16 protein-coding genes and 1 pseudogene are annotated in these 13,531 nt (G+C 69.4%); 9 read left to right on the forward strand and 8 right to left on the reverse strand.

Translation table 11 applies throughout. The features are described 5' to 3' along the window. Window positions 1–83: 83 nt before the first annotated feature. Entirely contained in the window at window positions 84–1,280 is a 1,197-nt protein-coding gene (gene urtA, locus Acor_RS19415) for an urea ABC transporter substrate-binding protein (RefSeq protein WP_155338099.1), read from the reverse strand. A gap of 245 nt (window positions 1,281–1,525) precedes the next feature. On the opposite strand from urtA, the gene Acor_RS19420 reads away from it, so the two are divergent. The 7 genes from Acor_RS19420 (at window position 1,526) to Acor_RS19450 (ending at window position 6,409) form a co-directional block, all read left to right on the forward strand. Then, window positions 1,526–1,828 (forward strand): urease subunit gamma, encoded by a 303-nt coding sequence (locus Acor_RS19420; protein WP_155338100.1) that lies wholly within the window; start codon window positions 1,526–1,528, stop codon window positions 1,826–1,828. Next, window positions 1,825–2,139 (forward strand): urease subunit beta, encoded by a 315-nt coding sequence (locus Acor_RS19425; protein WP_155338101.1) that lies wholly within the window; start codon window positions 1,825–1,827, stop codon window positions 2,137–2,139. The genes Acor_RS19420 and Acor_RS19425 overlap by 4 nt, the downstream gene beginning before the upstream one ends. After that, window positions 2,132–3,844, forward strand: a complete 1,713-nt coding sequence (locus Acor_RS19430) for an urease subunit alpha (protein ID WP_155338102.1) — start codon at window positions 2,132–2,134, stop codon at window positions 3,842–3,844. Before Acor_RS19425 ends, Acor_RS19430 begins: the two co-directional genes overlap by 8 nt. Before the next feature lie 10 nt (window positions 3,845–3,854). Further along, the gene (locus Acor_RS19435; protein WP_155338103.1) at window positions 3,855–4,538 is read left to right on the forward strand and encodes an urease accessory protein UreF; all 684 of its coding nucleotides are present in this window, start codon (window positions 3,855–3,857) and stop codon (window positions 4,536–4,538) included. Further along, entirely contained in the window at window positions 4,528–5,199 is a 672-nt protein-coding gene (gene ureG / locus Acor_RS19440) for an urease accessory protein UreG (protein WP_155338104.1), read from the forward strand. Before Acor_RS19435 ends, ureG begins: the two co-directional genes overlap by 11 nt. 70 nt (window positions 5,200–5,269) lie before the next feature. Then, on the forward strand, window positions 5,270–5,926 hold the full coding sequence (locus Acor_RS19445) for an urease accessory protein UreD (RefSeq protein ID WP_246238779.1): 657 nt from the start codon (window positions 5,270–5,272) through the stop codon (window positions 5,924–5,926). Between the two features lie 9 nt (window positions 5,927–5,935). Then, window positions 5,936–6,409 carry a hypothetical protein gene (locus Acor_RS19450; protein WP_155338106.1) on the forward strand — a complete coding sequence of 158 codons (474 nt, stop codon included), beginning with the start codon at window positions 5,936–5,938 and terminating at the stop codon, window positions 6,407–6,409. Here Acor_RS19450 and era read toward each other — a convergent pair. From era to Acor_RS19465, 3 genes are read right to left on the reverse strand one after another with little or no spacing between them, the layout of a single operon-like run. Further along, the gene (gene era / locus Acor_RS19455; RefSeq protein ID WP_155338107.1) at window positions 6,400–7,299 is read right to left on the reverse strand and encodes a GTPase Era; all 900 of its coding nucleotides are present in this window, start codon (window positions 7,297–7,299) and stop codon (window positions 6,400–6,402) included. The two genes, Acor_RS19450 and era, sit on opposite strands and share 10 nt — an antisense overlap. Beyond that, window positions 7,292–7,621: a cytidine/deoxycytidylate deaminase family protein gene (locus tag Acor_RS19460; protein ID WP_155338108.1), complete on the reverse strand. Its 330-nt coding sequence runs from the start codon at window positions 7,619–7,621 to the stop codon at window positions 7,292–7,294. Before Acor_RS19460 ends, era begins: the two co-directional genes overlap by 8 nt. Continuing rightward, window positions 7,618–8,259: a hypothetical protein gene (locus Acor_RS19465; protein ID WP_155338109.1), complete on the reverse strand. Its 642-nt coding sequence runs from the start codon at window positions 8,257–8,259 to the stop codon at window positions 7,618–7,620. Before Acor_RS19465 ends, Acor_RS19460 begins: the two co-directional genes overlap by 4 nt. A gap of 383 nt (window positions 8,260–8,642) precedes the next feature. Between Acor_RS19465 and Acor_RS19470 the strand changes: the two genes are divergently transcribed. Next, window positions 8,643–9,044: a pyridoxamine 5'-phosphate oxidase family protein gene (locus tag Acor_RS19470; protein WP_155338110.1), complete on the forward strand. Its 402-nt coding sequence runs from the start codon at window positions 8,643–8,645 to the stop codon at window positions 9,042–9,044. 40 nt (window positions 9,045–9,084) lie between these two features. Next, window positions 9,085–9,666 (forward strand): DinB family protein, encoded by a 582-nt coding sequence (locus Acor_RS19475; protein WP_155338111.1) that lies wholly within the window; start codon window positions 9,085–9,087, stop codon window positions 9,664–9,666. A 10-nt stretch (window positions 9,667–9,676) separates the two neighbouring features. Here the strand turns inward: Acor_RS19475 and Acor_RS19480 are convergent, their stop codons facing one another. From Acor_RS19480 to Acor_RS44470, 4 genes and pseudogenes are all read right to left on the reverse strand, one after another. After that, window positions 9,677–10,954: a hemolysin family protein gene (locus Acor_RS19480; RefSeq protein ID WP_246238781.1), complete on the reverse strand. Its 1,278-nt coding sequence runs from the start codon at window positions 10,952–10,954 to the stop codon at window positions 9,677–9,679. After that, on the reverse strand, window positions 10,951–11,421 hold the full coding sequence (gene ybeY, locus Acor_RS19485; protein ID WP_155338113.1) for an rRNA maturation RNase YbeY: 471 nt from the start codon (window positions 11,419–11,421) through the stop codon (window positions 10,951–10,953). Before ybeY ends, Acor_RS19480 begins: the two co-directional genes overlap by 4 nt. Next, on the reverse strand, window positions 11,418–12,842 hold the full coding sequence (locus Acor_RS46330; RefSeq protein ID WP_422664820.1) for a PhoH family protein: 1,425 nt from the start codon (window positions 12,840–12,842) through the stop codon (window positions 11,418–11,420). The genes ybeY and Acor_RS46330 overlap by 4 nt, the downstream gene beginning before the upstream one ends. Continuing rightward, a pseudogene (locus Acor_RS44470) lies at window positions 12,831–13,517 on the reverse strand (PhoH family protein); the annotation flags it as partial. The gene Acor_RS46330 and the pseudogene Acor_RS44470, both read right to left, overlap by 12 nt. Window positions 13,518–13,531: the final 14 nt, after the last annotated feature.

Consider the following 13,531-nt stretch of genomic DNA (forward strand, 5'->3'; position numbering starts at 1 on the left):
GATTTCTCGAAATATCCGTGGATGTGCCTCGGCTCCGGAGCCGCCGCGGTTGTGGCGGCTCCGGAGCCTGTCGCAGAGAGGAGCTAGGAGGCCAGGCCTCCGGCCCACGGATAGGTCTTCAGGAAGGGGTCGGGCTTGATCGGCTCACCCGAGTTCCACACTTCCTTGATCAAACCGTCCGGCTGGATGATGCCGATCCGGGCGGTCTTGTACATGTGCTGCGTCTCGCCGTCGATGGTGACCAGGCCCTCCGGGCGCTCCAGCGCGATGCCGCCGGCCGCCTTCTTGACCGCTTCGACCTCGACCGTGCCGGCCTTCTTGACCGCTTCCGCCCACAGGTAGACCGAGTTGTAGCCGGCCTCCATCGGGTCGGAGGTGACCTTGGCCGCGCCGTACTTGGCCTTGAAGGCCTCGACGAACTTGGTGTTGGCCGGGTTCTCGGTGGTCTGGTAGTAGTTCCAGGCCACCGGGTGGCCGACGATGTTGTCGATGCCGATGCCGGTGACCTCCTCCTCGGCGACGCTCACCGAGAGGACGGGCATGGACTCGGCGGTGACGCCCGCGCTCTTCAGCTGCTTGAAGAAGGCCACATTGCTGTCGCCGTTCAGCGTGTTGAAAACCGCGTCCGGTTTCGCCTGGACCACCTTGTTGGTCAGCGTGGAGTATTCGGTGTGGCCGAGCGGGGTGTATTCCTCGCCGAGGATTTCCATTCCGTTGGCCGCGGCGTAGGCCTTGATGATTTTGTTCGCGGTGCGCGGGAAGACATAGTCGCTGCCGACCAGGAATATCTTCTTCTTGCCCTGTTCCTTGAGATAGTCAAGGCCGGGGATGATCTGCTGGTTCGTGGTCGCGCCGGTGTAGAAGATGTACGGCGAGCTCTCCAGCCCCTCGTACTGCACCGGGTACCACAGCAGCGCCTTGCGCTTCTCGAAGACCGGCAGCATCGCCTTGCGGGAGGCCGAGGTCCAGCCGCCGAACACGGTGGCCACCTTGTCCTGCGCGATGAGCTTGTTGGCCTTCTCCGCGAAGGTGGGCCAGTCGGACGCGCCGTCCTCCACGACGGGTTCGAGCTGCTTGCCGAGTACGCCGCCGGCCTTGTTGATCTCCTCGATCGCCAGCAGTTCGGCGTCCCTGACGGTAACCTCGCTGATCGCCATCGTGCCGCTGAGAGAGTGCAGGAGACCGACCTTGATGGTGTTTCCGCCACCACCGGAAGCCGTTCCCTCGGTCGTCGCCGGATCTCCGCCACAGGCGGCGAGCGCGGTGACCAGAGCCGCCATTACGACTCCGGCACGCCAGGTTGAATTCCGCAATTACTTCCTCCTTGCCGATACGGCCCCCGCACCGACCCATCTGCCGCCAAGGTGATCGAGTGACATTTCGCGGTAAGTTCGGATAGGTTAAATGCGCATTACCGGGATTTCACCGATGCCCCCTGTTCGCCCAGGTGCCGCTGGGGTGAAAGGACTCACGGCGGAAATCTCGCTGTAACACCGGGGAAACGGCAAGTACCTATCGTCCCGTCATGCGGCTCACCCCACACGAGCAGGAACGCCTTCTTATTCATGTCGCGGCCGGCGTGGCCCGTGATCGTATGGGCCGGGGCCTTCGGCTGAACCATCCGGAAGCCACCGCGCTGATCGCCTCCTTTCTGCTCGAAGGGGCGCGGGACGGGCGGACGGTGGCCGAGTTGATGGACGCGGGCCGGAAGGTGCTCCGCCGTCAGGACGTCATGGAGGGGGTGCCCGAGATGCTGGATTCGGTGCAGATCGAGGCCACGTTCCCGGACGGCACGAAGCTCGTCACCGTGCACCACCCGATCTCATGAGCGTCCCCGGGGAGATCGTGCCCGGCGTGGAGCCGGTGGAGTTGAACCCGGGGCGCCCGCGGGTGGTGGTCCGGGTGGTGAACACGGCCGACCGGCCGATCCAGGTGGGTTCGCACTATCATTTCGCGGCCTGCAATCCGGGTCTGCAGTTCGACCGGGAGGCGGCCTGGGGCACCCGGCTGGACGTGCCCGCCGGGACGGCGATCCGGTTCGAGCCCGGGATCGAGCGTGACGTGACACTGGTGCCACTGGCCGGGAACAGGATCGTCCCCGGTCTCCGTACGGAATGGGCAGGGCCTCTCGATGACTAGCCTCGACCGCGCCCGCTACGCCGCCCTGTACGGCCCGACCACCGGCGACCGGGTCCGGCTGGCCGACACCGACCTGTTCATCGAGGTGACCGAGGACCGGGCGATGGGCCCGGCCGGAGCCGGGGACGAGGCCGTCTTCGGCGGCGGCAAGGTGATCCGCGAGTCGATGGGCCAGGCCCGCGCGACCCGCGCGGAAGGCGCGCCCGACCTGGTCATCACCGGTGCGGTCGTGCTCGACCACTGGGGCGTGATCAAGACCGACATCGGGATCAGGGACGGCCGGATCGTCGCCCTCGGCAAGGCCGGCAACCCGGACACGATGGACGGCGTCCACCCCGACCTGGTGATCGGCCCCTCGACCGAGATCCTGGCCGGGAACGGGAAGATCGTCACCGCCGGGGCGGTCGACTCGCACGTGCACTTGATCTGCCCGCAGATCGTCGACGCAGCGCTGTCCTCAGGGGTGACCACGCTCGTCGGCGGCGGGACCGGACCGGCCGAGGGCACCAAGGCGACGACGGTGACCGGGGTCTGGTACCTGGCGCGCATGCTGGAGTCGATGGACGGCATGCCGGTGAACGTGGCGCTGCTCGGCAAGGGCAACACGGTCAGCGAGGAAGGGCTGCTGGAGCAGCTGCGCGCCGGGGCTTCCGGGTTCAAGCTGCACGAGGACTGGGGGACGACCCCCGCCGCGATCGACGCCTGCCTGAAGGTGTGCGACGCGACCGGCGTCCAGGTGGCGATTCACACCGACACGCTCAACGAGGCCGGGTTCGTGGAGTCCACGCTGGCGGCGATCGGCGACCGGATGATCCACGCGTATCACACCGAGGGGGCGGGGGGCGGGCACGCGCCGGACATCATCAAGGTGGCCGCGCGGCCGAACGTGCTGCCGTCCTCGACCAATCCGACCAGGCCGCACACGATCAACACCCATCACGAGCATCTGGACATGCTCATGGTGTGTCACCATCTGAACCCGTCGATTCCGGAGGATCTGGCGTTCGCGGAGTCGCGGATCCGGCCGAGCACGATGGCGGCGGAGGACGTGCTGCACGATCTGGGCGCGATCTCGATGATCGGCTCCGACTCGCAGGCGATGGGCCGGGTGGGTGAGACGATCATCCGGACCTGGCAGACCGCGCATGTGATGAAGAAACGCCGCGGCACCCTCCCGGGCCCGGCCGACAACCTCCGCGCCCAGCGATACATCGCGAAATATACGATAAATCCGGCTATTGCTCATGGGCTGGAGGGTGAGGTCGGCTCGGTCGAGGTGGGCAAGCTGGCCGACCTCGTGCTGTGGAGCCCGGCCTTCTTCGGGGTCAAGCCGGATCTCGTGGTGAAGGGCGGCGTCATCGCGTACGCGCAGATGGGCGACGCCAACGCCTCCATCCCGACCCCGCAGCCGGTGCTGCCCCGCCCGATGTTCGGCGCGTACGGGGTGACCCCGGCCGCCACCTCCGTGCACTTCGTGGCGCCGCTGGCGATCGAGGACGGCCTGGCCGACCGGCTGAACGTCCGGCGGCGGCTGGTGCCGGTCGCCGACGTGCGCGCCCGGGGCAAGGACGCGATGCGCCTCAACGACGCCCTGCCCGACATCGACATCCGGCCGGACACGTTCGAAGTCCGGATCGACGGGGAGCTGATCGAACCGGCTCCCGCGACCGAACTGCCGATGGCCCAGCGATATTTCCTGTTCTGAGAGGATCCGGATGCACGGCGACATGGCCATGCTCCTGCTGGCCGACTCCCGGCTGCCCGCGGGCGGCCACGCCCACTCGGGCGGCGCGGAGGAGGCCGTACGCGTCGGGGCGATCACCGGCCCGGAGGACCTGGCGCGGTTCCTCCGTGGCCGGCTCGCCACGGCCGGAGTGGTCACCGCGGCCCTGGCCGCCGCCGCGTGCGAACTCGGAGCCGACCCGGCCCAGGAGCGCTGGCGCCGGCTGGACGCCGAGGCGGACGCCCGGATCTCCTCGCCCGCGCAGCGGGACGCCAGCAGGACCCAGGGCCGGTTGCTGGTCAGGACCACCCGCAGGATCTGGCCGTCCGAGGCGCTGGACTCGCTGGCGGCAGCCGTACCGGACGGGGCGCATCATCCCGTCGCGCTCGGCGCCGCCGCCGCGGCGGCCGGATGCGAGCCGCGCCAGGCGGCGCTGGCCGCGGCCTACACTTCGGTGACCGCGCCGGCCACGGCCGCGGTCCGGTTGCTCGGGCTCGACCCGGTGCTCGTGCACCGGCTGCTCGCCGATCTCGCTCCCGCACTCAACGACGCTGCCCACGAAGCCTGCGTCATTCAGGCCGACGACTGGTCAAGCCTGCCCGCTCATGCCGCCCCCGCTCTCGATCTGCTGGCTGAACAGCACCTACGTACGGAGGTAAGGCTCTTTGTCAGCTAACCATGACGACCACCACCAGGCGCCGGACGGGCACGGCCGGGCGCTCCGCCTCGGCATCGGCGGCCCGGTCGGCAGCGGCAAGACCGCCTTGGTGGCGGCGCTCTGCCGCAGCCTGGGCCCGTCCATGCGACTGGGCGTGGTCACCAACGACATCTACACCACCGAGGACGCCGACTTCCTGCGCCGGGCGGGAGTCATCGACGCGGACCGGATCCTGGCGGTGCAGACCGGCTGCTGCCCGCACACGGCGATCCGGGACGACATCGCCGCCAACCTCGACGCGGTCGAGACGCTGGAGGAGCGGTTCGGGCCGCTCGATCTGGTGATCGTGGAGAGCGGCGGCGACAACCTGACCGCGACCTTCAGCCGCGGCCTGGCCGACCGGCAGATCTTCGTGCTGGACGTGTCCGGCGGCGACAAGGTGCCACGCAAGGGCGGCCCCGGCGTCACCGCCGCCGACCTGCTCGTGGTCAACAAGACCGATCTGGCGCCGATGGTCGGCGCGGACCTTACGGTGATGTCCCGGGACGCGGCCAAAGTCCGGGATGGCAAACCCGTGCTTTTCACCTCGATCAGGGAGGACAAGGGTGCCCATTCGGTCGCCGAATGGGTGGTCGGCATCGTCGACGCCTGGCACCACCAGCACGCGCACACGGTCTGACCCGCCCGGGCTCCATGCCCGGGCGGTCATCCGCACCGAGTACGACAGTGAGAACGACAGCGGCACCAGGTTGGAGACCCTGCGCTCCGACCCTCCCCTGACGCTGCGCCAGACCGGGCCCGGCGTCGTGCACCTCGTCTCCACGGCGGCGGGCCCGCTCGGCGGCGACCACTTCGAGCTGACCATCGACGTCGCCCCGCACACCACGCTCGCCGTACATTCGGTGGCGAGTACCCTGGCCCTGCCCGGCCTCTCCCGCCTGACCGTGACCGCCAGGGTCGGCGCCCGCGCAGCCCTGCGCTACTCCCCCGAACCGATCGTCCTGGCGGCCGGCTGCGACCTTCGCGTCGCCGTCCGGCTCACGCTAGCCCCCGGCGCGACCGTGTTCTGGCGCGAGGAACTCGTCTTCGGCCGGTACGGCGAAGCGTCAGGCCGCTGCCACTCCCGCTTCGACGCCATCGTCGACGACGTCCCGCTGCTCCGCCAGGAACTCCTGGTGGGCGACCCCGCGGTCGACGACAGCCCCGCCGTGTACGGCTCGGCCCGCTGCGTCGGCAGCACCCTGCTCACCGGCGACCTGCCCAGGGAACGCCACCTCGCCGACGGCTGCGCGGTCCTGCCGCTGGCCGGCCCCGGCACGCTGGTGTCCGCCCTCGCCGCCGACACGGTCGAACTCCGGCGGCGGCTGGAATGGGGAGAACGGCTCGCCGACAAGAGTCTCCCGTAGGGTGGAAACGTGGCAGACGCACCCCAACCGAGCCTGATCCCCGCCTTCGGCGTCGTGCTCGCCGGTCTGGCCCTCGCCGTCACGGGCGTCCTGCCCTGGGCCGGCCTGACCGCCGAGATCGACCTGCTCCACACCGAGTTCACCCACGCCATGCACGGCACCGAGGACGGCGCGGGCTGGTTCGTGGTCGCCTCCGGCCTGACCGCGTCAGCCCTGGGCATCGTCGGCCTGGCCAAAATGGCCAAAGGCTGGCTCTTCACCGGCCTGGCCATCCTCCCCGGCGCCGTCGCGGCCTTCTCCCTGGCGATGTTCCTGACCGACCCGCGCAGCCTCGCCGACCGCCTCAGCTTCGGCATCGCCGGCGTGCTGGAGGTGCACCCGACCATCCTGTACGGCTGGTTCGCCGCCCTGCTGGCCTCGATCGTGGTGGCCGGGTTCGCCGCGACCGCGCTGATCCGGCACGGCCGCCCGCGTCAGTCGTAGAAGCCCAGGCGGCGGAGCTGCTTGGGGTCGCGCTGCCAGTCCTTGGCGACCTTGATCCGCAGGTCCAGGTAGACGCGGCTGCCGAGCAGGGCCTCTATCTGCTGGCGGGCACGGGTGCCGACGTCCTTCAGGCGGGCGCCGCCGGGGCCGATCACGATGGCCTTCTGGGTGGGACGCTCGACATACATGAACGCGTAGATGTCCAGCAGGTCCTCGCGGCCCTCGCGGGGGCCCATCTCCTCCACGACGACGGCGATCGAGTGCGGGAGCTCGTCCCTGACGCCTTCCAGGGCGGCCTCGCGGATCAGCTCTGCCACCAGGATCTGCTCGGGCTCGTCGGTGAGCTCGCCGCCTGCGTACAGCGGCGGGGATTCGGGCAGGCGGGCGATGAGCAGGTCGGCGAGCAGGCCGAGCTGGTCGTCGCCGACGGCCGAGACCGGGATGATCTCCGCGAAGTCGGCCAGCGCGGAGACGGCCAGCAGCTGCTGGGCGATCTGCTCGCGGGTGGCAAGGTCGCACTTGGTGACCACGGCGATCACCGGGGTCTTCTTCACCGCGGCCAGCTTCTCGGCGATGAACCGGTCGCCCTTGCCGATCTGCTCGTTGGCCGGCACGCAGAAGCCGAGCACGTCGACCTCGCTCAGCGTGGCCAGCACCAGGCTGTCCAGGCGCTCGCCGAGCAGGGTGCGGGGCCGGTGCAGCCCCGGGGTGTCCACGATGACCAGCTGCGCGTCCGGCCGGTGCACGATGCCCCTGATCACCCGGCGGGTGGTCTGCGGCTTGGAGGAGGTGATCGCCACCTTGGTGCCCACCAGGGCGTTCATCAGGGTGGACTTGCCGACGTTGGGCCGTCCGACGAACGCCGCGAACCCGGCCCGGAAGTCAGACATATCGGCCTTTCAGTACCCCGTCGGGGCCGGCCACGTACAGGATGGCGTTCCCCACGTCCTCGATCGCCGCAATGTCGTCCGCGGACGGATCCTCGGCCTCGGTCACCAGCGCCGCCGCCTCCAGCGACTCGGCGCCGCTGGACACCGCCATCGCCACCGCCACCTGCACGGCCGAGAGCTTGAGCGAGGGCAGGTCGACGTCGGTCGCCGCATACGTCCGCCCGGTCTCGTCCCGGACGGCCGCGCCTTCGGCGGAACCGTTCCGGGCCCGGGCCGACCGCGCCAGGGTAATGATCTTCGTATCTTCAGCGTCCAGCGTCACAGATCAAGGGTACCGACCTTGGCCACGAACAAACGGCCCAGCTCTTCGGTCCGCTTGACGTCCGGCGCCCGCACCCCGGCGTTCATCAACCCCACGAGGGTACGGCCCTGCCGCGCCAGCACCACATGCATCTCGTACGGATATCCCCCCACCCGCCCCTTCAACCGCCGGGTGACCCAGCCGTCCTCGTTCACCGCCAGGGTGGCGGAGGTCAGCCGATTGCCCGCCCCCGGCGTGGTGTCGTCCGCCGTGGGACACCGGTCCAGCGCGCCCCGCAGCACGTCCAGCTGCCGGGCCGACTCGTTCCCCCGGTAGACGGCCAGGCTGACCACCGCCATCGACCCGACGCCGTCGCCCTGGTAGGTGACCGCCGACGCCGCGCTCAACTCCTCCTTGGGCGGCCGTCCCGAGAAGAACGCGAACACCTTGCGGCAGGTGCCGCTGGACGGCGTGAACGGCGGCTGCCAGTGGTCCCTGGCCCGGTCGGAGAACCCGGCGGGCATCTCCGGCCGGGTGCCCAGCAGTGCCTGCAGCCGCGCGGTCTCCGGCGTGCTGCGCGGATTCGCCGGCGCCGCCGGCTCCCCGCCGCACCCCAGCACAATCAGACAGCAGCCAACAGCAAGCCCAACGTTCCGCATTCCGGCTCCCCCGCCATGATCCCCCCGGCGGGCCCGAAATCACCCCGCCGACGGGCTTCCTTCCCCATCGCCAAAAACGGCAATCTCCAGCTATAGGCGTGAAGGCGGTAAACATCCGTTGAGGGTCGGCGATCGCCCCGTAAACATCATTAGAGGGCCCCCGTCAGACGAGAGCCCTCTAATCGATGTTTCCCCCCGGGATCGGCCGGTGCGCCGCGAACCCCTCCCGGCGCTCCGGTTAATCCCTTCGGCGCTCCGAACCCCTCCCGAGCGCCTTGACTAGAAGATGCCCCACCGTACTTGCAATCCGCTTAAAGAACGCTTGCGAACTTTGCCGGTATCGCTGCAAGAGCGATCCAACCGGCTCCCGTCACCCTGACCCTGTGATCAGCGAACTCGCGCTCAACAGGCGGCTTCTCATAGAACATGTCTCCACCTCCAGAGTCATGCAGTTGGCCACCCTGTCCCCCGACGGCTCCCCCGCCCTGTGCAGCCTCACCTACCACGCCACCTTCGCCCCCGACCGCCTCCACTTCGTCGCCCACGAAGACCGCATGCACGCCCGCAACCTCCGCCACGACCCCCGCGCCGCAGGCGCCATCCTCACCCCCGACTCCCGGGGCGCCACCTTCACCGGCACCGCCACCGAGACCGGCTCCCCCGACCCCGTCCACCTCGCCCCCGGCGAACGCGTCTTCCACATCACCATCACCGAATGGCTCCTGTTCGACGAGACCATCCACCCCGGCCGGCCCCGCCGCGTCATCCCGGTCCGCGGCCGATAATCGTTTGTCGGCCGCCCGCGCATCGCCGATGATGGCGGCCATGGCCACGACCAGACGAGCCGACATGTTCACCGCGGACGGCAAGCCGTCCGACGACGACCCGCGTGAGAACGGGCCGACGCTGGGCGACGAGCGCACCACGCTGGTCGAGAACCTGCGCTGCGCACGCCTCACCCTGGAGATGAAATGCTCAGATCTCGACGCGGAGGCGATGGCGCGGCGTGCCGTCGAACCGTCGACGATGTCGCTGCTGGGGCTGGTGCGGCACCTGGCCGAGGTGGAGCGTGCGACCTTCCGGGTCATGATGGCGGGCCAGGACGTGCCCAAGCTGTTCACCACCGCCACCGACCGTGACGGCGATTTCGACGGCGCCGTCGCCGACCCTCAGGTGGTCGCGCAGGCGTGGGCGGCCTGGCGCGCGGAGGCGGACTTCGCCACCCGGTTCGTGGCCGAGGCGCCCAGTCTCGACATCACCGGCGACGACCCCCTGAACCTGCACGGCAGCGGCGGCGGGCAGATGTCGCTGCGCGAGGCGCTGATCGGCATGATCTGGGAGTACGCCCGCCACATGGGCCACGCCGACCTGCTGCGCGAGCGGATCGACGGACGCATCGGCCAGTAGCCTTCGCTGTTCAGCTCCCGACCGGCACCGACTCGTCGTCGTCCACGCGCCGGACGACCACCGTGCTGATCCGGTTCCGGCGCCCCGCCAGGTTCTCGGCGGTGAGCCGGAGGCCGTCCACGCAAGCCTCCGAGCCCGCGATGGGCACCCGGCCGAGGGCGTGGGCCAGCAGGCCGCCCACCGTGTCGACGTCCTCCACCTCTATATCGGTGTCGAACATCTCGGCCAGTTCGTCGACGGAGAGGCGGGCGGTGACGCGGGCCGCGCCTTCGGTCAGCCACTCGATCCTGGGGGCCTCCTGGTCGTACTCGTCGGCGATCTCTCCGACGATCTCCTCCAGGACGTCCTCGATGGTGACCAGGCCGGCGGTGCCGCCGTACTCGTCGATGACGATGGCCAGGTGGATCTGGCGGGCCTGCATCTCGCGCAGGAGCTCGTCGATCGGCTTGCTCTCGGGGACGTAGGTGGCGGGGCGCATCAGCTCGTCGATGCGGATGTCGGTCTCGCCGGTGTCCTGCATGCGCAGCACGATGTCCTTGAGGTAGGCGAGGCCGATGACGTCGTCCTCGTTCTCGCCGGTGACCGGGACCCGGGAGAAGCCGCTCCGCAGCGCCAGGGACAGCGCCTGTGACAGGGTCTTGTTGCGTTCGATGAAGACCATGTCGGTGCGCGGCACCATGACCTCGCGGACCAGCGTGTCGCCGAGTTCGAAGACCGAGTGGATCATCTCGCGCTCGTCCGGCTCGATGACCCGGCGCTCCTCGGCCAGGTCGACCAGGTCGCGCAGTTCGGCCTCGGAGGTGAATGGGCCCTCGCGGAAGCCCTTGCCGGGGGTTAGCGCGTTCCCGAGCAGGATCAGCAGCTTGGGGAGCGGGCCGAAGATGCGCGTCAAGCCGTACACGACGGGGGCGCTGGCCAGCGCGACCGGTTCGGCGTGCTGGCGGCCGAGGGTGCGCGGCGAGACGCCGACGATCACGTAGCTGACCAGGATCATGATGACCGCGGCGACCGCGTAGGCGCGGCCGGTGTCGCCGAGCCAGTCGATGACCAGCAGGGTCGCGATCACAGTGGCGGCCAGCTCGCAGCTGAGCCGCAGCAGCAGGAGCAGGTTCAGGTAGCGCGGCGGATCGGCCACGATCGCCTGGAGCCGCAGCGCGCCGCGACGGCCCTCCTTGACGAACTCCTCGGCGCGCACGCGCGAGATGCGCGTCAGCGCGGTCTCCGCGCTCGCCAACAGGCCGCCGGTCACGATGAGCGCGACGGCCGAGAACAACCAGCCGTTAGTCACGGCTTCGGGCGCACCTCCCGCCACGATTCGAGCAGCTCGCCCTGGAGGCCGAACATCTCGGCGTGCTCCTCGGGCTCGGCGTGATCGTAGCCCAGCAGATGGAGAATGCCGTGGGTGCAGAGCAGTTCCAGCTCGGCCTGGGTGCTGTGCCCGGCCTCGGCGGCCTGCTTGGCGGCCACGACGGGGCAGAGCACCACGTCGCCGAGGAGCGCCGGATCCGGCGCGGTCTCCTCCGACCTGGCCTGGTGCGGGCGCAGCTCGTCCATCGGGAAGGCCAGCACGTCGGTCGGGCCCGGCTCGCCCATCCACTGCTCGTGCAGCGCGGTCATCGCCGCCTCGTCCACCACCAGGATGGACAGCTCGGCCAGCGGGTTGATGCCCAGCTTGCCCAGCACGTGCCCGGCGAGGGCGACCAGCGTGCCCTCGTCGATGTCGGTGCCGGACTCGTTCGCGACCTCGATGCTCATCGACGGCCCCTCGGGCGGTTGCCGGTCGAGCGGGGGTCGGAGGCGACCGCCGCGTCATACTTCCCGTAGGCGTCCACGATCTCGCTGACCAGCTTGTGACGGACCACGTCGGCGCTGGTCAGGCGGCTGAAGTGGATGTCGGAGATGCCGTCCAGGATGTGCTGGACCACCTTCAGGCCGCTGTCCTGACCGCCGGGCAGGTCGATCTGGGTCACGTCACCGGTCACCACGATCTTGGAGTTGAACCCCAGCCGGGTGAGGAACATCTTCATCTGCTCCGGCGAGGTGTTCTGCGCCTCGTCCAGGATGATGAACGCGTCATTGAGGGTGTTGTGAGTCAGCAGGTAGTCCTGCGTGACGTAGAGAGAGTCGGCCGCCGCCACCTGGATGCACACCGCTTCGGCGGGGGCCGCGGGCTCGATGCTGTCGATGAACCGCATCGGCCGGCCGCCGCCCCCGGCGGCCCGGTACTTCTCCCGTTTACGCGCGAGCCGGAACGGCTCGATGCCCTCGGGTAGCCGAATGTCGATAATGTGAGCGTCGCGGCGATGATGCACCTCGCGCCCTCTGGCGTTTCCGGGCTTGCGGCCCGCGGCCGCCCTGCGGCGGCTGTAGGCAACGCCGCCCAAGGACTGGACCAGGGCGATAACGTCGTCCCGGAGCAGGATCGAGGTCGTCGTGTACTGGATGCGGCACGTCCGCCCGGACTGAGTCACCGGCCCGCCATCCGAGTCCAGCAGCCCTTGGAGCAGGGCCAGGCGGACCTCGGCAGAGTTGCACAGGTAATCGTCGGGCACGAACTTCGGCACCGACCTGCCGCCAAGCAGATCCAGGGCGCGCAACACGCCCGTGACCGGGTTCTCCAGAGTGATGACGTCGCCAGGCGCCGTGATTCGGTTGAGGACGTAGTCCACCCCGGACTTCTGTCGCATTCTCACGCCTGGCAGGCACGCGCCCAGCGCGGTGGCGAGTTCCGGCTCGTTCGTGCTGAACGAAGGCGTCGTGGAGCCGGTCAGACAGCCGTCCCCGAGAAGCAGGCCCAGGGCATAGGGGTCCATGGGGACCTCGCGCGCCGGCAGGCACACCGGGGCGGTCAGCAACGGCAGCTCGTATCGGCGGGCATGCGCGGCGCGGAGATTGCCGATCATCTCCTGCGTCTGGAGGACCCGCCAGCCCTTACCGCGACGGCGGTCCGACGCGGTTCGCACCGTCCAGAGATGCTCGCCGCAGCAGAGCGCCGACGATCCATCCTGCGCGGTGACCCGGTAGATATCCTTCACACCCTGCGGATACACCCCCAAGACCGGGGTCGGCTCGCCGTTCGATCCGATGACCAGGTCCCCCGCCTGAAGGTCGCCGATCGGGCGAAACCCGTCCGGCGTCAGCACCTTCGCGTAAACCGGCTGGGCCCGGCCCCGCATGTACGCCAGCGGCGCCACCTCGATCGTCCCCGCCGCCATCAGCCGCGGGATCGAGTCGGGGTCGAGCATGTCGTGCAGCGCGTCGTAGAGCGGCCGCAGGTACGGATCGATCTTCTCGTACAGCGTGCCGGGCAGGAAGCCGAGCCGCTCCCCCGCCTCCACGGCCGGCCGGGTCAGGATGATCCGGTTGACCTTCTTCTCCTGCAGCGCCTTCACGGCCTTGGCCATCGCCAGGTAGGTCTTGCCGGTGCCGGCCGGCCCGATCCCGAACACGATCGTGTGCTTGTCGATCATGTCCACGTACTTCTTCTGGTTCACCGTCTTCGGCCGGATGGTCCGGCCACGCGAGGAGATGATGTCCATCGACAGCACTTCGGCCGGCTTGCCGGAGCTCTTCCGGAGCATGGCGATGCTCCGCTCCACCGAGTCGGGGGTGAGTTCGGCGCCGGACTTGGCCAGCTCGACGAGCTCCTCGAACAGCCGGACCACCACGCCGCTCTCGTCCGGCGGCCCGGTGATGGTGATCTCGTTGCCCCGCACGTGGATGTCGGCCCGGAACGACTTCTCGATGACTCTCAGCAGCTCGTCCCGCGAGCCCAGAATGCTGATCATCGCGTGCTCATCGGGGATGACCACTTTTGCGTGGGTCTTCTGTGTTTCGCGCGTCTCGGACATGGGCGGCCGTTGCG

It is taken from the genome of Acrocarpospora corrugata (assembly GCF_009687845.1).
Lineage (GTDB): Bacteria > Actinomycetota > Actinomycetes > Streptosporangiales > Streptosporangiaceae > Acrocarpospora > Acrocarpospora corrugata.

Coding starts and splice junctions, on each gene's coding strand:
- Acor_RS19435 (WP_155338103.1), top strand. CDS start 3,855: ATGCACGGCGACATGGCCATGCTCCTGCTGGCCGACTCCCGGCTGCCC.
- Acor_RS19425 (WP_155338101.1), top strand. CDS start 1,825: ATGAGCGTCCCCGGGGAGATCGTGCCCGGCGTGGAGCCGGTGGAGTTG.
- era (WP_155338107.1), bottom strand. CDS start 7,299: ATGTCTGACTTCCGGGCCGGGTTCGCGGCGTTCGTCGGACGGCCCAAC.
- Acor_RS46330 (WP_422664820.1), bottom strand. CDS start 12,842: ATGCGGGGCCGGGCCCAGCCGGTTTACGCGAAGGTGCTGACGCCGGAC.
- Acor_RS19475 (WP_155338111.1), top strand. CDS start 9,085: ATGGCCACGACCAGACGAGCCGACATGTTCACCGCGGACGGCAAGCCG.
- Acor_RS19465 (WP_155338109.1), bottom strand. CDS start 8,259: ATGCGGAACGTTGGGCTTGCTGTTGGCTGCTGTCTGATTGTGCTGGGG.
- urtA (WP_155338099.1), bottom strand. CDS start 1,280: ATGGCGGCTCTGGTCACCGCGCTCGCCGCCTGTGGCGGAGATCCGGCG.
- Acor_RS19430 (WP_155338102.1), top strand. CDS start 2,132: ATGACTAGCCTCGACCGCGCCCGCTACGCCGCCCTGTACGGCCCGACC.
- ybeY (WP_155338113.1), bottom strand. CDS start 11,421: ATGAGCATCGAGGTCGCGAACGAGTCCGGCACCGACATCGACGAGGGC.
- Acor_RS19420 (WP_155338100.1), top strand. CDS start 1,526: ATGCGGCTCACCCCACACGAGCAGGAACGCCTTCTTATTCATGTCGCG.